General features: G+C 66.6%; 17 protein-coding genes and 1 rRNA gene. 12 read left to right on the top strand and 6 right to left on the bottom strand.

Annotation, left to right across the window (positions count from 1 at the left end; genetic code table 11):
• Positions 1–170 precede the first annotated feature (170 nt).
• The 11 genes from rrf to J2X98_RS21610 all read left to right on the top strand — a co-directional run bounded on the left by rrf (position 171) and on the right by J2X98_RS21610 (position 11,416).
• Positions 171–287: ribosomal RNA gene (rrf, locus tag J2X98_RS21560) — 5S ribosomal RNA — on the top strand.
• A 488-nt stretch (positions 288–775) separates the two neighbouring features.
• Entirely contained in the window at positions 776–2,545 is a 1,770-nt protein-coding gene (locus J2X98_RS21565) for a hypothetical protein (protein ID WP_307312395.1), read from the top strand.
• Positions 2,546–2,551: 6 nt separating this feature from the next.
• Positions 2,552–3,541 (top strand): HAD-IIA family hydrolase, encoded by a 990-nt coding sequence (locus J2X98_RS21570; RefSeq protein ID WP_307312398.1) that lies wholly within the window; start codon positions 2,552–2,554, stop codon positions 3,539–3,541.
• A 9-nt stretch (positions 3,542–3,550) separates the two neighbouring features.
• A complete protein-coding gene (locus J2X98_RS21575; RefSeq protein ID WP_141940829.1) occupies positions 3,551–3,814 on the top strand; it encodes a hypothetical protein in 264 nt (87 codons plus the stop codon).
• Positions 3,814–4,629, top strand: coding sequence for a TlyA family RNA methyltransferase (locus J2X98_RS21580; RefSeq protein WP_307312405.1), 816 nt, complete (start codon positions 3,814–3,816; stop codon positions 4,627–4,629). Before J2X98_RS21575 ends, J2X98_RS21580 begins: the two co-directional genes overlap by 1 nt.
• Positions 4,630–4,642: 13 nt before the next feature.
• Positions 4,643–5,668: an NAD kinase gene (locus tag J2X98_RS21585; RefSeq protein WP_307312408.1), complete on the top strand. Its 1,026-nt coding sequence runs from the start codon at positions 4,643–4,645 to the stop codon at positions 5,666–5,668.
• Between the two features lie 4 nt (positions 5,669–5,672).
• Positions 5,673–7,412 (top strand): DNA repair protein RecN, encoded by a 1,740-nt coding sequence (recN, locus tag J2X98_RS21590; protein WP_307312411.1) that lies wholly within the window; start codon positions 5,673–5,675, stop codon positions 7,410–7,412.
• Positions 7,413–7,440: 28 nt separating this feature from the next.
• Positions 7,441–9,216: a CTP synthase gene (locus tag J2X98_RS21595; protein ID WP_307312442.1), complete on the top strand. Its 1,776-nt coding sequence runs from the start codon at positions 7,441–7,443 to the stop codon at positions 9,214–9,216.
• Between the two features lie 27 nt (positions 9,217–9,243).
• Positions 9,244–9,903: an NUDIX domain-containing protein gene (locus tag J2X98_RS21600; protein ID WP_307312414.1), complete on the top strand. Its 660-nt coding sequence runs from the start codon at positions 9,244–9,246 to the stop codon at positions 9,901–9,903.
• Positions 9,903–10,925, top strand: coding sequence for a site-specific tyrosine recombinase XerD (gene xerD, locus J2X98_RS21605; protein WP_307312417.1), 1,023 nt, complete (start codon positions 9,903–9,905; stop codon positions 10,923–10,925). The genes J2X98_RS21600 and xerD overlap by 1 nt, the downstream gene beginning before the upstream one ends.
• A gap of 8 nt (positions 10,926–10,933) precedes the next feature.
• Positions 10,934–11,416, top strand: a complete 483-nt coding sequence (locus tag J2X98_RS21610) for an 8-oxo-dGTP diphosphatase (RefSeq protein WP_307312421.1) — start codon at positions 10,934–10,936, stop codon at positions 11,414–11,416.
• A 113-nt stretch (positions 11,417–11,529) separates the two neighbouring features.
• On the opposite strand, the gene J2X98_RS21615 is transcribed toward J2X98_RS21610, so the two are convergent.
• The 4 genes from J2X98_RS21615 to J2X98_RS21630 all read right to left on the bottom strand — a co-directional run bounded on the left by J2X98_RS21615 (position 11,530) and on the right by J2X98_RS21630 (position 15,830).
• A complete protein-coding gene (locus tag J2X98_RS21615; RefSeq protein WP_307312423.1) occupies positions 11,530–12,669 on the bottom strand; it encodes a bifunctional 2-methylcitrate synthase/citrate synthase in 1,140 nt (379 codons plus the stop codon).
• 89 nt (positions 12,670–12,758) lie between these two features.
• On the bottom strand, positions 12,759–13,661 hold the full coding sequence (gene prpB / locus J2X98_RS21620) for a methylisocitrate lyase (RefSeq protein ID WP_307312425.1): 903 nt from the start codon (positions 13,659–13,661) through the stop codon (positions 12,759–12,761).
• Positions 13,661–15,181, bottom strand: coding sequence for an MmgE/PrpD family protein (locus tag J2X98_RS21625; RefSeq protein WP_307312427.1), 1,521 nt, complete (start codon positions 15,179–15,181; stop codon positions 13,661–13,663). Before J2X98_RS21625 ends, prpB begins: the two co-directional genes overlap by 1 nt.
• Positions 15,174–15,830 (bottom strand): GntR family transcriptional regulator, encoded by a 657-nt coding sequence (locus tag J2X98_RS21630; protein WP_141940838.1) that lies wholly within the window; start codon positions 15,828–15,830, stop codon positions 15,174–15,176. Before J2X98_RS21630 ends, J2X98_RS21625 begins: the two co-directional genes overlap by 8 nt.
• A 172-nt stretch (positions 15,831–16,002) precedes the next feature.
• On the opposite strand from J2X98_RS21630, the gene J2X98_RS21635 reads away from it, so the two are divergent.
• Positions 16,003–17,907, top strand: a complete 1,905-nt coding sequence (locus J2X98_RS21635; protein ID WP_307312430.1) for a propionyl-CoA synthetase — start codon at positions 16,003–16,005, stop codon at positions 17,905–17,907.
• A 26-nt stretch (positions 17,908–17,933) separates the two neighbouring features.
• Here J2X98_RS21635 and J2X98_RS21640 read toward each other — a convergent pair whose 3' ends face one another.
• Both J2X98_RS21640 and J2X98_RS21645 read right to left on the bottom strand, forming a co-directional pair.
• Entirely contained in the window at positions 17,934–18,647 is a 714-nt protein-coding gene (locus J2X98_RS21640; RefSeq protein ID WP_307312435.1) for a response regulator, read from the bottom strand.
• Positions 18,644–20,278 (bottom strand): sensor histidine kinase, encoded by a 1,635-nt coding sequence (locus J2X98_RS21645; protein ID WP_141940841.1) that lies wholly within the window; start codon positions 20,276–20,278, stop codon positions 18,644–18,646. The genes J2X98_RS21640 and J2X98_RS21645 overlap by 4 nt, the downstream gene beginning before the upstream one ends.
• Positions 20,279–20,400: the final 122 nt, after the last annotated feature.

Below are 20,400 nucleotides of genomic sequence, written 5' to 3' on the forward strand. Positions count from 1 at the left end.
GAAACACATTCTGCTTGCGTCCACTATGTGGTTCCCAACCAACAACCCGTTGGCGGAACCAAACAACTGAATAACAACACCACCATGCTGCCCCCCAAAGGGGACAGCGAGTTGTAACCACAAGTCTTCCCACCCCCAGGCACGATTCACGGGGGAGCGGGTGAAAGGGTTACGGCGGTCATAGCGTGGGGGAAACGCCCGGTCCCATTCCGAACCCGGAAGCTAAGACCCACAGCGCCGATGGTACTGCACCCGGGAGGGTGTGGGAGAGTAGGTCACCGCCGGACACACATTAGGTCGAGGCCCCAACCACACCGGTTGGGGCCTCCCACATTTAACAACCAACCAGCAGACGCGCCATCACTTACCGCCCTGATCCAAACGACGGCCCACCACCTACGGCCCTGATCCAAGGGACGCCCCATCACCTACGGCCCTGATCCAAACGGCGCCCCACCACCTACGGCTGCAACGCCAAAGGAAGTGATGGGGCATCCGATAAGAAGCGGCGGAACGTGATCGGGCGTCCGGCGGGAGGCGGCGGGAGGTGATGGGGCGTTGGGGAGAGGCGGCGGGAAGTGATGGGGCGTCCCTGGGCCTGTGAAGCTGGCCACGATACCGCTGCCAGGGCCTGCTCTGTCCCGCAGGATTTTGTGCCTCCACTAGAATTGGTGAAGATGTACGGACTTCGAAGCGCTTGATTTCGGGTTGCGTAGGAAACGAAACGAGCGGCTGCAGTTGCGCCAGTGGTCGGCTCACAACAGGAGGAATCCATATGGCCGAGCACAACGGTGGCAACCGCGGCAATGACCGCGGCGCGTTCCGCGGCAACAACAACTCCGGCGGTGAGCCCCGCGGCTTCAGGTCCCGGTCTGACCGCGATGGCAAAAACTTCTCCCGTGGCGAAGCTTCCGGCGGCGGTGAGCGCCGACAGTTTGGCGACCGTGATCGCAAACCGTTCGGTGATCGTCCGCGTCGTGATGGTGAGGGCGACCGTCGCGGTTTTGGTGGCGGTGACCGCGACCGGAAGCCGTTCGCTGACCGTGACCGGAAGCCGTTCGGTGACCGTGACCGGAAGCCGTTCGTTGATCGTCCGCGCAGTGAGGGCGAAGGTGAGCGCCGACAGTTCGGTGATCGCGACCGCAAGCCGTTCGGTGACCGTGACCGCAAGCCGTTCGGTGATCGTCCGCGCCGTGAGGGCGAAGGTGAGCGCCGACAGTTTGGTGACCGTGACCGGAAGCCGTTCGGTGATCGTCCGCGCCGTGAGGGCGAAGGTGAGCGCCGACAGTTTGGTGACCGCGACCGGAAGCCGTTCGGTGACCGTGACCGCAAGCCGTTCGGTGATCGTCCGCGCAGTGAGGGCGAAGGTGAGCGCCGCGGTTTTGGTGGTGGTGACCGTGACCGTAAACCGTTCGGTGATCGGCAGGACCGCGCGCCCCGCAGCTTCGATCGCGGCGAATCCGGCCGCAGCTCCGGTCCCCGTGGCTTCGGTCGCGACCGCCAGGAAGAGCGTCCGGCGCGTGTGCCCAATGCCGCCGACCTTCGCAGTGCCAACCGGCCGGACCGCGAACGCTCACCCGAGATCGACGAAGACGTTACGGGCAAGGAACTGGACCGGGCCACGCAGCACCAGATCAAGACCCTTGAGGCCAAGAGTTCGGAGTGGGTGGCCCGCCACCTGGTAATGGCTGGCCGCCTGATTGACGACGAGCCTGAGCTTGCCTTCCAGCATGCACTCGCAGCCAGCCGTCGTGGCGGCAGGCTCGCGGCTGTCCGCGAAGCCGTTGGCCTTACTGCCTACGCAGCGGGCCACTACGGCGAGGCGCTCCGCGAATTCCGCACCTTCCGCCGGATCAGTGGCTCCAACGTGCACCTGCCCGTAATGGCTGACTGCGAGCGTGGCCTGGGTCGCCCCGACCGCGCCCTTGACGTTGCCCGTTCCGAGGAAGCCCAGGACCTGGACGCTCCCGGCAAAGTGGAACTGGCCATCGTTGCGGCCGGTGCACGCACGGACCTTGGTCAGCTGGATGCCGCTGTAGCGGAATTGGAAATCCCGCAGTTGGATATCAACCGCGCGTTCTCGTACAGCCCGCGCCTCTTCCGTGCCTATGCCGATGCTCTTGCAGCGGTGGGACGCCAGGAAGAATCCGGGAAGTGGAGCCGGCAGGCAGTAGTGGCGGAAAACGCCTTGGGCCAGGGTGTGGACGAGGAACCCGAGATCATTGACCTGGGCTGGGACGAGGAAGAGGAAGCCCGCGAAGAGGCCAAGCGTCGCAGGACGCTGGAGGACGCCGCCAGGTCTGCCGACGCCGAAAGCCCGGCAGAGGCGCCCGCCGCCCCTTCGGCCGGCGGCGCGCGCGCCACGGAAGCGAAGGCTGTCCCGGACAGCAGTATCGATGACCAGGAGGCCGACTACTTCGTCTCCGACGACGCTGAATCGGACCAGGACTCGGTGGAGCACGATGAACTCGAGTCCCCGGCTGCAGACCATGCCGTCCCGGAAGACAACGGTGACACCCGGCACCCTGACGAAGGACGGGACTGAACACGGATGACTGACGTGTCCCTTGTTACCCGGTTCGATGCGCTACTGGCCGATCTGGACGGCGTGGTCTATGCAGGGCCACACGCCATTCCCGGAGCTGTCGAATCCCTGAAGAAGCTCTCCGGGCTGGGCATCGGCCTGGGCTACGTGACGAACAATGCGTCCCGTTCGCCCGCAGAGGTTGCGGCGCACCTGCGTGAACTCGGGGCGCCGGCCGAGGACAACCAGGTGGTCAGTTCCTCACAGGCCGCGGCGGACCTGCTTGCCTCCCTGCTGGCACCAGGGTCCAGGGTCCTCATCACCGGAAGCCCTGCACTTGCGCGTGAAATCGAACTTGCAGGCCTGGTTCCCGTGGGCAGCCAGGAAGAGGAGCCCGTGGCAGTGGTACAAGGGTTCAGTCCTGCCATTGGCTGGAAGGACCTGGCGGAGGCTACGTATGTGGTTAACGCCGGTGCGCTGTGGGTGGCCACCAACACTGATATGTCCATACCCCAGGCGCGTGGAATCGCCCCTGGGAACGGCACGCTGGTTGCCGCTGTCGCCGCGGCCACCGGGCAGCAGCCCAAAGTTGCGGGGAAACCCGAGGCTCCTCTGTTCCACTCCGCGGCGAAGCGTCTCGGGGCGGAGCGCCCCCTGGTGGTGGGGGACCGGCTGGACACGGACATCCTGGGCGGCAACAACGCGGGCTTCGCCACCGTTGCCGTGCTGACCGGCGTCGACACGCGCGAGACCATTCTTGCGGCGCGGTCCGCGGAACGGCCCAACTACATCATCGGCAACCTGACGGACCTGCACCGCTCCTACCCCGAGGTGACGCACGACGACGGCACCTACACGTGCGGCCAGGCGACGGCACGCGTGGTCAACGGAGCCGTGGGCATCATCGGCGGCCAGGATGACCTGGATTCATGGCGGGCAGCATGCGCGGCATGGTGGGCCGCCACCCCGGACGCCGCAAACGCACAGGCGCCCAAGCTGGTGTGGATGGATCACTAGACTGGTTCAATGACTGAGCTGACCGAACCGGACGACGCGGCAGCCCAGCCCGCTCCCGAATGGCCGGAGGAAGCCACCGGGGAGACCGGGCAGGGCATCACGGATCCGGACGTGGCACGGTCCGTGGCAAGGCTCCTCGACATACCCCGGCTCCCGGCCGCGGAGCACGAGGCCATCTACAACGCGCTCCACGATGACCTGCTGGCCACCCTCAACAGTGATCCCACAGACAGCATCCGCGCTGCCACCGACCCCGGCCGCGGGGAGGCCTGATGCCGCCCCGCCTCGACCAGGCCCTGGTGGCACGCGGCCTGGCAAGGTCACGCACGCACGCAGCCTCGCTCATCGCCGAAGGCAAGGTCAGCTCCGGTGGCCAGGTCCTCGCAAAGGCATCCCTGCAGGTTGACGACGGCCGGGACCTCGCCGTCCAACACGATGAGCAGGATACCTATGCAAGCCGTGCCGCCCACAAGCTGGCCGGCGCGCTGGACGCCTTCCCCGGGGTATCGGCACAGGGCAAACGGTGTCTCGACGCCGGTGCGTCCACTGGCGGATTTACCGACGTCCTCCTTCGCCGAGGGGCCGCGCGCGTGGTGGCGGTCGACGTCGGACACGGCCAGCTGGTGCCGCACCTCCGGGACGATCCGCGGGTGGATGTCCACGAGGGAATGAACGTCAGGTACATGGGGCCGGCTGACATCGGCGGACCGGCGGCCCTGACCGTCGCGGACCTCTCCTTCATCTCCCTCACCCTGGTGGTGCAGCCGCTGGCGGACTGCACCGAACCCGGGGGTGACCTGGTGCTGATGGTCAAGCCGCAGTTCGAAATCGGCAAGGACCGCCTGGGCCGTACCGGGGTGGTTACGTCGGAGCGGGAGCGGCGGATGGCGGTGGAGAAAGTCGCCAGGGCTGCCCTCGACGCCGGGCTGGACCTGTGCGGCCTGGCGGTCAGTCCGTTGCCCGGACAGGACGGAAACGTCGAATACTTCCTGTGGATAAAACGCAGGATCAGCAAAGACTTGCCTAAGATCGAAGAGCGAGAGGCAGCAGCCGCTGCGTTGCTCGGACAAATCTGGCCGAACCACTAGAGAGCGGAACCTGATGAGCAGGCGTGTACTGGTCCTTGCCCACACCGGCCGCGAGGAGTCGTTGAAAGCCGCCTGGGAGGCCTGCGCCCTGCTGCACGCCTCGGGCATGGTCCCCGTGATGCAGGAGTCCGAACTCGGCGACATGGAGCGGTTCTTTGGCCACCTCGCCCAGCCGGTTGAGGTGCTCCACGACCACGTGCAGCTGCCCGACGTTGAACTTGTCATGGTCCTCGGCGGCGACGGAACCATCCTGCGGGCAGCCGAACTGGTCCGCGAGGTGGACGTGCCGCTGCTGGGCGTCAACCTGGGCCACGTGGGTTTCCTGGCAGAAAGCGAGCGGGCCGACCTGGCCCAGACCGTCGAGTGGATCGCCAGCCGTGAGTATACGGTTGAAGAGCGCATGACCATTGATGTCCAGGTGTGGGTCCGTGGCCAGAAGATTTGGCACACCTGGGCTTTGAACGAAGCCGCCATCGAGAAAGCCAACCGGGAACGGATGCTGGAAGTGGTGACCGAGGTGGACGAGCGCCCGCTGACGTCCTTCGGCTCCGACGGCATCGTGCTGGCCACCCCCACGGGGTCCACGGCATACGCATTCTCCGCCGGCGGCCCGGTGGTCTGGCCGGAGGTGGAGGCGCTGGTGATCGTGCCGATCAGCGCCCACGCCCTGTTCGCCAAGCCCCTCGTCGTGTCGCCCAGGTCCAAGCTGGCCGTCGAGGTCCTGGGCCGGACCGATGCCCAGGGCGTCCTGTGGTGCGATGGCCGTCGCTCCGTGGACCTGCCGCCCGGCGCCCGCGTGGAAGTGACCAAGTCCGCCACCCCCGTCCGGCTGGCCCGCACCCACCAGACGCCGTTCTCCGCCCGGCTGGTCCGCAAGTTCGAGCTCCCCATCCACGGCTGGCGCGGCCCAGTGCCCAAGTCGGACGCCGTACACACCGGCCCCGTCCCCATAGTGCGGACGCCGCGGCCCATGCCGCCGCTGCCCGTACCGCAGGTGGATAACCCGGGCAGCGATCCCGATCCGTCGACCGCAAAGTGAATCCATGCTTGAAGAACTGAGAATCCGCGATCTTGGCGTCATCACCGACGCAACGCTGCCGCTCGGCCCGGGACTAAGCGTCGTCACCGGCGAAACCGGTGCCGGCAAGACCATGGTGGTCACCGCCGTCGGGCTTTTGCTGGGTGCCCGCTCGGACGCCGGAGCCGTGCGCAGCGGCGCCAAAAGCGCCACCGCCGAGGCCGTGCTTAAGCTCGACACCGGACATCCCGCCGTCGCCCGTGCACTGGACGCCGGCGCCGACGCGGAGGAGTTCGACGGCGGCACCGAGCTGATTCTTGCCCGCCGCCTGGGTGCGGACGGACGGAGCCGGGCGTTCCTGGGCGGCCGGGCAGCGCCAGTGGGTGTCCTGGCCGAGATCGGCGAGTCCCTGGTGGTGGTGCACGGCCAGTCCGACCAGATCCGGCTGAAGAGCGCCACGGCCCAGCGCGAAGCCCTGGACAAATTCGCGGGCGAGACCCTGGCTGGCCCGTTGGCGGCCTACCAGGACCTGTACAGACGGTGGAACGCCAGCCAGGCGGAGCTGGACACCATCCGCAGCGCCGCACGGGACAGGCTCCGCGAGGCTGAATCCCTGGAAGCGGCCCTCGCCGAGATCGACGATGTTGATCCGCAGCCGGGGGAGGACGAGCTGCTCAAGGCCGAGGCCGTGAAGCTTGCCAACGTGGAAGAACTGCGGATTGCCGCCAGCACCGCGCATCAGGCCCTCATCGCTGAGGACTTCGGTGAAGCGGGTGACGCCACCACCTTGGTGGATACCGCAAAACGGACCCTTGAGCACGTGGCTGAGCACGACGCCGAACTGGGGTCCGCGGCCGCCCGGCTGGCAGAGGTGGGCTTCCTGCTCAACGACATCGCCACCGAATTGGCCAGCTACCAGGCCGGCCTGGACTCCGAAGGCCCGGAACGGCTCGCCGAGATCGAGGACCGGCGCGCCGCCTTGGCCAAACTGGTCCGCAAGTATGCCCCCACCATTGACGAAGTACTTGAGTGGGCTGAGAAGGCGCGCGTCAGGTTCGATGAACTGCAGGACGATACATCCCGCATCGAGGCCCTGGACGCGGAGGTGGTCCGCGCCGAAGCGGACCTGACCAAGCAGTCAGCCGCCATCAGCAAGATCCGCGCCAAAGCTGCCAAGGACCTGTCCGCCCGCGTCAGCGCCGAGCTGAAGGCCCTGGCCATGGCCGACGCCACACTGGTGATCAACCTCGACACCGCCGGGCAGCTCGGCCCGCACGGCGCGGACGAGATCAGTTTCCTGCTGCAGCCGCATTCGGGCGCCCCGGCCCGGCCGCTCGGCAAGGGGGCTTCCGGCGGTGAACTGTCCCGCGTGATGCTGGCCATCGAAGTGGTGCTGGCCGCCGTCGACCCCGTCCCCACGTTCGTGTTCGACGAGGTGGACGCAGGCGTGGGTGGCCGTGCCGCCGTCGAGATTGGCCGCCGGCTCGCCATGCTGGCACGCCACGTTCAGGTGTTGGTGGTCACCCACCTGCCGCAGGTGGCCGCCTTCGCCGACCAGCACATCACAGTGACCAAAACCTCGGTCAGGGGAGCCGACGGCGGCACCTCCACCGGGTTCACCTCCAGTGATGTCCGCCTCCTCGACGAGCCTGAGCGGGTGCGTGAGCTCGCCCGCATGCTGGCAGGCCAGGAGGACTCCGAATCGGCGCAGGCGCACGCCCGGGAACTGCTGGAGGACGCCAAACTCCTTCCGCAGCGCGCCTGACCCGGGCAACGGCGGGAAGACGCAAATGATGATAGGCTCGAACTCCGTGGTGCAGCGATCAAATTCCCGTGTAAATTCCCGGTTCCCGGGTTCCTCCAAGACGACGAAGCACATTTTTGTCACCGGCGGTGTGGCATCCTCGCTCGGCAAGGGACTGACGGCCTCCAGCCTTGGTCACCTCCTGCGGGCGCGCGGCCTGTCCGTCACGATGCAGAAGCTCGATCCCTACCTGAACGTGGATCCGGGCACGATGAACCCCTTCCAGCACGGTGAGGTCTTCGTCACCGACGACGGCGCCGAGACAGACCTGGACATCGGGCACTACGAGCGCTTCCTCGACGAGAACCTTGAAGGTTCCGCGAACGTGACCACCGGCCAGGTGTACTCCACGGTCATCGCCAAGGAACGCCGCGGCGAGTACCTCGGCGACACCGTACAGGTCATCCCGCACATCACGGATGAAATCAAGCGCCGCATGCGCCTGCCCGCCGAGGGCAAGAACGCCCCCGACGTCATCATCACCGAAATCGGCGGCACCGTCGGCGACATCGAGTCCCAGCCCTTCCTCGAATCCGCCCGCCAGGTCCGCCAGGACATCGGCCGGAACAACGTCTTCTTCCTCCACGTCTCCCTGGTGCCCTACATCGGCCCGTCCCAGGAACTGAAGACCAAGCCCACGCAGCACTCTGTCGCCGCACTGCGCTCCATCGGCATCCAGCCCGAGGCCATCGTGATCCGCTCGGACCGCGAAGTCCCGGACGCCATGCGGGAAAAGATCGGCCGCATGTGCGACGTCGATATCGACGCCGTGGTGAACGCCGCGGACGCCCCCAGCATCTACGACATCCCCAAGACGCTGCACGGCCAGGGGCTGGACTCCTACATCGTCCGCGCCCTGGACCTGCCGTTCAAGGACGTTGACTGGACCAGCTGGGACCGCCTCCTCGAAGCCGTCCACAACCCCAAGCACCACGTCGAGATCGCCCTGGTGGGCAAGTACATCGACCTCCCGGACGCCTACCTCTCGGTGACCGAAGCGCTCCGTGCCGGCGGATTCGCCAACGAGGCCAAGGTCAATATCCGCTGGGTCCCGTCCGACGAATGCGAAACCCGCGAGGGTGCCATCAAGGCGCTCGACGGCGTGGACGCCATCTGCGTGCCTGGCGGCTTCGGCATCCGCGGGCTCGAAGGCAAACTGGGCGCCCTGAAGTTCGCCCGCGAAACCAAGCTCCCGGTCCTGGGCCTGTGCCTCGGCCTGCAGTGCATGGTGATCGAGTACGCCCGCAACGTGGTGGGCCTGGAAGGCGCCTCCTCAAGCGAGTTCGAGCCGGACTCCAAGTACCCGGTCATCGCCACCATGGAAGAGCAGCTGGAATACGTTGAGGGCCGCGGCGACCTGGGCGGCACCATGCGCCTGGGCCTCTACGAAGCCAAGCTCGACGAAGGCTCGGTCATCGCCGGAACCTACGGCAAGACCACCGTCAGCGAACGCCACCGGCACCGCTACGAAGTCAACAACAAGTACCGCCAGCAGATCGCGGACAAGGGCCTGGTCTTCTCCGGCACTTCCCCGGACGGCAAGCTGGTGGAGTTCGTTGAGCTGCCCGCCGACGTCCACCCGTACTACGTCGCCACGCAGGCGCACCCCGAGCTGAGCTCGCGGCCCACCCGCCCACACCCGCTGTTCGCCGGCCTGGTCAAGGCTGCACTGGACCACCAGAACGCGGGTCACCAGGGCGCTGCCGACACGGCTGCGCCCGCGGCTGGCGAGCCTGCGGCATCAGGTAGCGTTACGGGTAAGTAGCCAAGAGAACACACAAAGGACGGCGCGATGCCTGGTACACCTGAAGCCACCCCTGCCAAAGAGGTTTCGGATGCACCAAGCCCGCGCCGTCTTTTGTCTTCCGAAAAGGTTTACGAGGGCCGGATCTGGGACGTCGTCAGCGATACCTTCCAGCTCTCGGAGACCGGGGACGCCCTGACCCGCGACTACATCGACCACCCGGGCGCCGTGGCCATCCTGCCCATGAACGACCAGGGCCAGATCCTGCTTCTCAAGCAGTACCGGCACCCGGTGGGGATGGACCTGTGGGAGGTCCCCGCGGGCCTGCTGGATGTCGAGGGCGAGGACTTCGTGGTGGGCGCGGCGCGGGAACTCGCCGAGGAAGCGGACCTGGCCGCCGGCACCTGGAATGTGCTGGCCGACGTATTCAACTCTCCCGGATCCTCCAGCGAGGCCATCCGTATCTACCTGGCCCGCGACCTGACCGAGGTGCCCCATCACGAGCGCCATGAACGGACGGATGAGGAAGCGGAAATCGAGTTCCACTGGATCAGCCTGGACGACGCCGTGGCCTCCGTCCTCGCGGGCCGCCTGCACAACCCGTCCGCCGTCGTCGGGATCCTTGCCGCCGCAGCCGCCCGCGCCGGCGGCTATGAAGACCTTCGCCCCGCCGACGCCCCCTGGCCCGCACACCCCAGCCAGCGCTGATGGTCCCGGGTCCTTCGACTGAGGCAGCACCGGCTGTCGAACCGGCTCCCGAAACGCCAGGGCCCGGTGCCGCTCCTGCCGGGATCCCTGCCGCCATCGACCGCGGAATCACCGACTACCTCCAGCACATGGGTGTGGAACGGGGACTGGCGGTAAACACGCTGGCGGCCTACCGCCGCGACCTGGCCCGGTACGCCCGCTACCTCACCGCCGCTGGCTGCACGCGTCCCGCGGATATCACGCGGCCCCACGTCACCGGCTATGTCCGGGCCCTTTCGGACGGGTCCGACGGCGGCTCCGCCCTTGGCGTCCGATCGGCGGCACGGACCGTGGTGGCCGTCCGGGGCCTGCACAAGTTCTGGGCCCTGGAGGGCTACACGCCGGCCGATCCGGCCCGCGAAGTGCACCCGCCGATGGCGGGCAAACGGCTCCCCAAGGCCATCAGCGTTGACGAGGTCACCAGGATCCTCGAGGCCGCCGGCACCGATACCGCCACGGGGCTGCGCGACCGCGCCCTCCTTGAATTCCTGTACTCCACGGGCGCCAGGATCAGCGAAGCTGTGGGACTGGACGTTGACGATATCTCCCTTGCGGAGCCGGAATCCGGGCCTGCCATTGTCCGGCTGTTCGGCAAGGGATCGAAGGAACGGCTGGTCCCGCTCGGTTCGTACGGGGCCCGCGCGATTAATGCCTACCTGGTCCGGGGCCGCCCGCTGCTCGCCGCCAAAGGCAAGGGAACGCCCGCGTTGTTCCTCAATGCCCGCGGTGGCAGGATCAGCCGGCAGAGCGCCTGGACCATCCTGAAAGCGGCGGCGGAAAAGGCGAATATCACCCGCGATGTCTCGCCGCACACCCTGAGGCACTCCTTTGCCACCCATCTGCTCGAAGGCGGCGCCGACGTCCGGGTGGTCCAGGAACTGCTGGGCCACGCGTCGGTGACCACCACCCAGGTGTACACGCTGGTCACGGCCGACACGCTGCGTGAGATCTATGCAGCCGCGCATCCCCGGGCCCTGGGTTAGGGGCCGGGATGGGCGCAGCGGAGGTGACGCTCTGCTTCCTCCTCCGGGAAGGAGAGAACGGGGCCGAGGTCCTCCTCGGGTTGAAACAGACAGGGTTTGGCAGGGGCAAGATCGTTGGCATCGGCGGCCATGTGGAGCCGGGGGAGACGCATGCCCAGGCTGTGATCCGGGAGGTGCTGGAAGAAACCGGAGTGGTTCTCCAGGCGGAGGACCTGGCGGACGCCGGCGCCGTGCACTTCGTGTTCCCGGCGCGGCCTGACTGGGACATGAAGACCACGCTCTTCACTGCGCGCACCTGGCAGGGCGACCCGCTGCCCAGCGACGAGATCCTGCCCGAGTGGTTCAGGGTGGAGGCGCTGCCGGTGGAGCGCATGTGGCAGGACGCAGACCACTGGCTTCCGGTAGTGCTGGAAGGCCGCCGCGTCAACGTGGTGGTCACCATGCACACGGACAACGAGTCCGTCGCATCGTCGCAAAGCCTCCTGGACTAGCGTCCTGACCTGGCTTCCCTGACAAAGCCGCAAACGGCGAAGCAGGTGAAACGCCGACGGCGGGGCGGCACCCAAGTGCCGGCCCGCCGTCGAACGCTCTTGCCCGGAGGAGGCTACGGAAGGTGCCGCTCCTCATGGCCGTTGTATTCGCTCAGCGGCCTGATCAGCGAGTTGGCGTCCAGCTGCTCCATGATGTGCGCGGTCCAGCCGGTAATTCGGCTGGCTACGAACAACGGAGTGAAAGTGGGGGTATCGAAGCCCATGAGGTGGTACGTGGGGCCGGCCGGGTAGTCCAGGTTCGGCTTGATCGCCTTCGCCTCGTCCATCGCCTGCTCCAGGCCGTTGTACAACCCCAGCAGCTCGGGACGGCCGTAGTGGGCGATCATCTTGTCCAGAGCCGCCTTCATGGTGGGAACCCGCGAGTCGCCGTGCTTGTAGACACGGTGGCCGAATCCCATGACCTTCTTCTTCTGCGCCAGGGCGTTTTCCATCCACGTCTTGGCCCGGGCAGCAGCCTCCTCGAGGGACTCCTCCTGCCGGATGCCGATCTCGTCGAAGGTGTGCATGACGGCTTCGTTGGCACCGCCGTGCAGCGGCCCCTTCAAAGCTCCGATGGCTCCGGTCACGGCTGAATGCAGGTCCGAAAGCGTGGAGGTGATCACGCGGGCCGTGAAGGTGGAGGCGTTGAAGGAGTGTTCGGCGTAGAGGATCATCGAGACGTTGAACGCCTCCACTACCTCCGGGACCTGCTCTTCGCCGAAGGCCATCCACAGGAAGTTTGCCGAGTACCCCAGGTCGTCACGCGGTTCCACGACGTCCTGGCCGTGGCGGCGGCGCTGGTCGTAGGCCACCACCGCCGGCATGGCGGCGAACAGGTCGAGGGCCTTGGCCATGTTGGCCTCGCGGGACGAATCTTCGGCCAGCGGGTGCCTGGCGCCCATCACGGAGGCCGCGGTCCGGCAGACATCCATCGGGTGCGACGTGGTGGGCAACGCGTCGATCACCTGTTTGACCACCGGATCGAGCGCGCGGCCGGCCCGTTCCTTGGCAGTGAACTCCGCCAGCTGCTCCGGCGTGGGCAGTTCACCGTTCCACAGCAGGTATGCCACTTCCTCGAAGCTGCACCGGGCGGCCAGTTCCTGCACAGGGTATCCCCGGTACAGGAGGGAGTTCGTGTCCGGGTTGACCTTGGAGACCGCCGTGTAGTCCACCACGACGCCGGCAAGGCCCTTTTTGATCTCATTTTCAGCCATGCTGAAACTCCTTTGTTCCTAAAAGCCTGTGTTCCTGAAGTCATTCTCCGGCTGCTGCCGGTACCCCGCTGACGTGCCAGGGCGGGATGTCAGTTCCCGGGGATCCGGAAGTTGAAAACCCCGGTGTCAAAGTGGTTGTAGGCCTCATAGTCAACGAGGTCGTAGAGCCGGGCACGGGTCAGCATGCTTGGGACCTGTGCCTCCTGGGTGCCGTCGGATTTGATCGATTCCAGAGTACGCTCAGCAGCGCCCATGGCACTACGGAGCAGCGTGACCGGATAAATGATCATGTTGACGCCCACCCCGGCCAGCTGGTCCACGGTGAACAGGTCGCTTTTGCCGAACTCGGTCATGTTGGCCAGGATCGGCACGTCCACGGCGTCGCGTATGGCCTGGAACTCGCTGAGGTCCTTCATGGCTTCGGGGAAGATCGCGTCGGCGCCGGCCTCGACCAGGGCCTGAGCCCGCTGCTGGGCCGCTTCCAGCCCGTCGGTGGCGCGGATGTCGGTCCGGGCCATGATCAGGAAGTTTGGATCGCGCCGCGCGTCGGCGGCGGCACGGATTCGCTTGGTGGCGGTGTCCAGGTCCACCACGTTCTTGCCGTCCAGGTGGCCGCAGCGCTTGGGGTTGAACTGGTCCTCGATGTGGCAGCCCGCCAGGCCCGCGTTCTCGAGTTCCTGCACTGTGCGGGCCACGTTCATGGGTTCACCGAACCCGGTGTCGGCGTCCACGATCGAGGGCAGGTCCGTCATGCGGGCAATCTGTCCGGCCCGGGTAGCCACCTCGGTGAGCGTTGTCAGCCCGATGTCCGGCAGGCCCAGGTCGTTGGCCAGCACGGCGCCGGAAATGTAGACGCCGGCGAAGCCCTTCTCCTCGATCAGGCGGGCCGAAAGCGGGTTGAACGCGCCGGGGAACTGCTGGATGGTGCCGGAGGAGAGCAGCTCCCGGAAGCGGATCCGCTTTTGTTCCGGCGTGGTCTTCGAGTACAGCATTAGAAGAGTCCCTTCGGTGCCGCCGCCAGGTCGATGACGCCGGGGGCGGCGGTGATGTTCAGCTGGTCCAGTTCGCCCGCGGCGAGTTGGGGGAGGCGTTCGACGGCGGCAAGGAACCTTTCGATCTCGGCCTCCTCCACGAGGCCCGCGGCGAGGGTGCGGAACTTGTTGACGTACTGCTCGCGTGCGAACGGCCGGGCGCCCAGCGGATGGGCGTCGGCTACGGCGATCTGGTCCGTGATGACCGTGCCGTCCTTGAGCGTGATCTCCACGGAGCCGCCGAAGGCCTTCTCGGCGATGTCCAGGGAGTGGTAGCGGCGGGTCCATTCGGGGTCTTCCACCGTGGTGACCTTATGCCACAGTTCCACGGTGTCCGGGCGGCCGGCGCGCTCAGGCGCGTACGAATCCACGTGGTGCCAGGCCCCGTCCTGCAGGGCGACGGTGAAGATATAGGGGATGGAGTGGTCCAGGGTTTCCCGGCTCGCGGTGGGGCTGTATTTCTGGGGGTCGTTGGCGCCGGAGCCGATCACGTAGTGGGTGTGGTGGCTGGTTTTGATCAGCACCGACTGGACGTTGGCGGGATCGGTGACCTCGGGGTGCTCACGGTGGAGCTTGCGCGCCAGGTCGATCCAGGCCTGGGCCTGGTACTCCGCAGAGTGTTCCTTCGTGTATGTGTCCATGATGGCGCGCTTGGCTTCGCCCGGGGTGGGGAGCGGGACCATGTAGGAAGCGTCAGGGCCGTCCAGCATCCAGGCGATGACGCCGTCTTCGCCTTCGTAGATCGGCACCGGGGAGGTCTGGCCGCGCATGGCCCGGTCTGCAGACTCGATGGCCATTTTGCCGGCGAACGCCGGAGCGTGGGCTTTCCAGGTGGAGATCTCACCCTTGCGGGACTGGCGGGTTGCGGTGGTGGTGTGCAGCGCCTGCCCGATGGACTGGAAGATGGTTTCGACGTCGAGGCCCAGCAGGGTGCCGATGCCGGCGGCGGCCGAGGGACCCAGGTGTGCCACGTGGTCGATCTTGTGCTTGTGCAGGCAGATGGCCTTGACCAGGTTGACCTGGATCTCGTAGCCGGTGGCGATGCCGCGGACCAGGTCGTGGCCGCTGGATCCGACGTGCTGGGCGACGGCCAGGATCGGCGGGATGTTGTCGCCCGGGTGGGAGTAATCGGCGGCGAGGAACGTGTCATGGTAGTCCAGTTCGCGGACGGCCACGCCGTTGGCCCAGGCAGCCCATTCCGGCGCCACCCGCTCCTCGATGCCGAAAACCTTGGAGCCCTTGCCTCCGGTGGTGGGGCCGTGGGTCAGTGCCTGGGCACGGGCGGCGACGATGGGGGCCCGGTTCAGGGACGCGATGGCCACCGAGGCGTTGTCGATGATCCTGTTGATCACCATGTCGGTCACCTCGTCGGAGACCGCGACGGGGTCAGCCGCCACTTGGGCAATCTTGTAGGCGAGCTGGTCCTCGCGGGGCAGGTTTTCTTCGCTCTTGTAGACGCGGACGTGGTGTTCCTTAACCATGATGCTCCTTTGGATGGGTCGCGTGGGTTGCTTTGACGTGGGAGAGGCTTCGGTGCAAGTGGACGATAGTGGCGGCCTCGGCGAGCTTCGGGTTGCCGGCCGCGATCGCCTCGGCGATGGCGGCATGTTCGGCGGCTGCGGCGGTGAGGCGGCGCGCGTCGTCAGCTGCCAGCCGCCGGATCCGGACCAGGTGGACACGCAGGCTGCGCATGGCCTGGGCCAGGTAGGAATTAGAGATGGCTGCATCAATGGCGGTGTCCAGCCGCCCGACGAGTTCGTAGTAGTCATGGAGGGCAGGTTCGTCGCCGCTTATGAGCTCCGGAGCCCGCAGGAGTTCCTGCCGCAGGCGTTCGAATATTGCGGCATCACCGCGCCGGGCGGCCAGCGCTGCGGCCTTGCCCTCGAGGGTTTCGCGGAGTTCGAAGAGTTCGTCGATGTCCTCGAGGGAGATGTCGGTGACCACCACGCCGCGGCCGCCCGCCATGGTCAGCCCTTCCGCCGTGAGGCGGCCCAAGGCTTCCCGCAGCGGGGTGCGCGAGACGCCCAGGCGTTCGGACTGTTCCACCTCCGCAAGAACCGTTCCGGGCGCCAGGCGCCATTCGACGATGTCGTCGCGCAGGGCGGCATAGGCCTTGTCGCTGGCACGCATCGGCGGCCTCCTTCCTCGGTAACTCGATCAGTGTATACACAGGAGGGTGAGAATGACAGCGTTCACCTCATTTTTCGCCGATAGTCGAATTTTCTGTATACAAAACCCTTGTAGGCCTGCTGGGTTCCCACTACCATGAGCTGCATCACAATGTCGTGGAGGGGATTACCTCATGGTCACCAACAGCTACATGGACAGCTACCGGCGAAGCGTTGAACAGCCCGAGGATTTCTGGCTGGAGGCAGCGCAAAAGATTTCCTGGACTTCTCCGCCCCACTCGGCGCTGGACTCCAGCCGGGCGCCTTTGTACCGCTGGTTTCCTGACGGCATCCTGAACACCTCCTACAACGCACTCGACCGGCACGTCGCAGAGGGGCGCGGCGGGCAGGACGCGCTGATTTACGACTCCGCCATGCTGGGAACGCAGCTGCGCTATACCTACGCCGAACTTAAGGACCTCGTTGCGCGCTTTGCCGGCGCGCTGCGGGCCAACGGCGTGGGCAAGGGGGACCGGGTGGTGATCTACATGCCGATGATTCCGGAAGCGGCCATTGCCATGCTGGCCACCGCCAGGCTCGGGGCTGTGCATTCTGTGGTTTTCGGCGGCTTTGCGCCGAAGGAGCTGGCGGCCAGGATCAGGGATGCGGAACCGGCCATGGTGGTCACCGCCTCGGGCGGTATCGAACCGTTGCGCCGCATCGAGTACCTGCCGGCTGTTGCCGAAGCACTCCGGCTGGCGGATTCACCGGACATCCCTGTTCTGGTCAAGGCCCGTGAGGGCTTCACCGCAACAACGGCGGACCATGCGGGCTGGCTTGATTGGGACAAGTCCATGGCGACGTCCGTGCCCGCCACCCCGGTTGACGTGCAGGCAACCGACCCCCTCTATATCCTTTACACCTCTGGAACCACGGGCACGCCCAAGGGTGTGGTGCGGGACAACGGCGGCCACGCGGTCGCCCTGCGCTGGACGCTGGAGAATATCTACGACGTCGGTCCCGGAGACGTGATGTGGACAGCTTCGGACGTCGGCTGGGTGGTCGGGCACTCTTACATCGTCTACGGTCCACTGCTGGCGGGCGCCACCACCGTGATGTATGAAGGAAAGCCTGTGGGCACTCCCGACGCCGGCGCTTTTTGGCGCGTGATCCAGGACCACCGGGTCAACGTGCTGTTCACGGCGCCGACGGCGCTGCGGGCCATCCGTAAGGCTGACCCGGAAGCGGAGCTGCTGAGGCACTACGATGTCTCCAGCCTGCGCACCCTGTTCACGGCGGGCGAGCGGCTGGACACGGACACCTTCCACTGGGCCTCTCGCATCCTCGGTGTCCCGGTGGTGGACCACTGGTGGCAGACAGAAACCGGCTGGGCGATCTGTGCGAACCCGCGGGGGCTGGAGAAGCTGCCCATCAAGGCCGGCTCACCGACGGTGCCGATGCCCGGGTTCCGGCTGCGGATCCTTGACGGTGCCGGGACGGAGGTGGAGTCCGGAGCCGAGGGCAATATCGTGCTGGGGCTGCCGCTGCCGCCGGGCACGCTTACCACGTTGTGGGGAAACGACGAGAGATACATGTCCTCCTACCTTCAGGCCTTTGAGGACTGCTACGCCACGGGGGATTCCGGGTACCGCGATGCGGATGGTTACCTGTTCGTCATGGGCCGGACCGACGACATCATCAACGTTGCGGGCCACCGGCTTTCCACCGGCGCCATGGAACAGGTGATAGGGCAGCATCCAGCCGTTGCCGAATGTGCGGTGATCGGCCTGGCGGACCCCCTCAAGGGCCAGCGTCCCAGCGGCTACGTGGTGCTCAAGTCCGGCGTGGACATCCCCGAAGACGTGCTGGCCAAGGACCTGGTGGCGCTGGTCCGGCGGGACATCGGGGCAGTCGCCGACTTCAAGCACGTGACGGTAGTGGACGCCCTGCCCAAGACGCGCTCCGGAAAGATCCTCCGCAAGACGATGCGCCAGATAGCGGACGGTGAGGAGTACGCGGTGCCCTCCACGATTGAAGATCCAGGAGTTATCGAACAGCTGCTCGGGGCCCTGCGGCCAGGACCGGCGGACGCAGGCTGAACCAGACGGACGTGCCCGTGGGATTCTCAGGGAGCGTTCCAGCGGTATTCGTTCTCCGGCCTGCCGGGGGTTCCGTAGCGGGCAGTCCTGGAAACCGTGCCGGCGTCGGCAAGATATTCAAGGTAGCGGCGCGCCGTCACGCGGGATATACCCAGGGCATCCATCACCTCGGTGGCCGACACAGCTTCAGGCTGGCGGCGGAGGAACTCCTGGACGGAGCCAAGGGTCGAGGTGGAGAGGCCCTTGGGAAGCGGAAGTTCGGACGGCGCCCGCAGGCTGGCAAAAGCCCGGTCCACCTCGCTTTGGGACGCGCCGCCCCTCCCGGGACCGGCGCTGGAACCGGCAAGCTGCTGGCGGAACTGGCGGTAGTTTTCCAGCTTGTCCGAGAATGTGGCGAACGTGAACGGCTTGATCAGGTACTGCACGACGCCGATGGCCACGGCGCTGCGGACAATCGCCAGCTCACGCACGGCAGTGATGGCGATGATGTCCGCCAGGATCCCGGCTGAACGCATGCGCCTGGCAATGTCCAGGCCGTGCAGGTCGGGCAGGTTCATGTCCAGCAGGACCAGTTCCACCGGCTCGCCGGCAGCCACGAATTCGTTCAGCAGCCGCAGGGCGGACTGGCCGTCCGGAGCAGTCCCGGCGAGTTCGAATCCTTCCAGCCGCCCCACGTACGCGGCGTGTGCTGCCGAAGCGACCGCCTCGTCTTCGACGACGAGGACCCGGATGTTGCTCACTGTCTGTGCTCCTTCTCCGCGGACACCGCTGCGGGCAGGAACACCTGGAACTTGGCGCCACGACGGCCGTTGATGGCCAGCGTACCGCCCAAACGCTGCACGGCCTGCCGCACCAGCGCCAGGCCGATGCCCCGGCCGCCCGTCCCTGCCGGCTTCGTGCTGAATCCGTGACGGAAGATTTTCTCTGCATCCGCGGGGTCGATGGGCGCGCCGGAGTCATTGACGGCGATGTCCAGTCCTTCTTCGTCCGCCTCCAGCGTCAGGACCACGCGCCGCGGCGGGGGTGCATCTGCGGCGGCGTCGATGGCGTTGTCCAGCAGGTTGCCCAGGATGGTCACCAGGTCCTGGACCGCCACCCCGGCAGGTGCGCCGGAGCCAAGGGTGGACACATCCAGCTGGACGCCGCGCTCGTGGGCCTCGGCCACCTTCCCCATGACCAGTGCACCCACCACCGGCTCATCGATCGAGCTCACCATGTCATCAGTCAGCCGCTGGCTCAGGGCCAGGTCCTGCGTGGCAAAGTCCAGGGCTTCCCCCGTGCGGCCAAGCTCAAGGAGCGAAACCATGGTGTGCAGTCTGTTGGCGTGTTCGTGCGTTTGGGCCCGCAGCGCGTCGGAAAGGGTGCGCATGGTCTGCAGCTCGTTGCCCAGTGCCTCGATTTCCGTCCGGTCCCGGAGGGTGGCCACGGTGCCGTAGACGGGAACCTTTCCGCGGGCGCCGGGGGAGTCGGGACCATGAGCCGGTCGCTGGTTGACCACCAGCACCCGTGAACCGGCCAGGACGATCTCATCCTTGGTGGCGCGTCCGGACTCGAACAGGCTGCGCAGTTGGGGGTCCAAAGGAAGGTCTGCCAGTGAAGGTGGCCGGGTGGGATCATTACTGCCGGTTTCCGGCAGGCCCAGCAGCTCAGCTGCCTGGTCGTTGTACATCACCACCCTCTTCCGGGTATCGATCAGGATCAGCCCTTCGCGGACCGAATGCAGCACGGACTCGTAATACGCGAACAGCTGCGCCAATTGTTCCGGCCCCCAGCCGCGCGTCACCCGACGAAGGTACCTTCCCAACAGCCATGATGCCAGGGAACCGCCCAGCAGCAGGGCCACGCCGACGGCGAGCAGGACGGGCAGGCGCCCGGCGAAGGCGACGTCGACGTTGCGGACGGTAACGCCGACGGCCACCAGCGCCTTGACCGCCCCCGTCCCGTCCTTGACCGGGACGATGGTCCGTACGGACGGCCCCAGCGTGCCTGCGGTCACTTCAGTGAATGCGTGGCCCTGGAGCGCGGCGTCGATGGAACCGATGTAAGGCCGGCCCAGCTCCTCGTCCCGGGGATGCGTCCACCGGGTCCGGTCCGGGGCCATGATGGTGATGAAGTCAACGTCCGCCGCCGCCATGACGTCCTTGGCATAGGGCTGCAGGATGGCGGACGGGTTTGGCGTGGCAGCAGCCTGGAGCACCAGGGGATTTGCGGCGATGGCGGCCGCCACGCCTCCCATCCGCCGGCCTGCTTCGTCATACGTCCGGTCCCGGGCATCGACGTAGGCGGCGGTCCCCACAATGGCGATAAAGGACACCACGATCAGCAGGTTCGCCACGAAGAGCCGGCGCGCGATACTCCAGCGGTGGATCATGCGTACCTCCATCTGGCCCCGTGGGCGCCGTGACCAATATGAACGCAACGGTGAGCTGGATCACGGGGTGCTCAATGATGGATATCACATTGTACGGACGTGTTGAGCCCAGAGACTGCGCC

The sequence above is a fragment of the Pseudarthrobacter enclensis genome, assembly GCF_030811655.1.
Taxonomy (GTDB): domain Bacteria; phylum Actinomycetota; class Actinomycetes; order Actinomycetales; family Micrococcaceae; genus Arthrobacter; species Arthrobacter enclensis_A.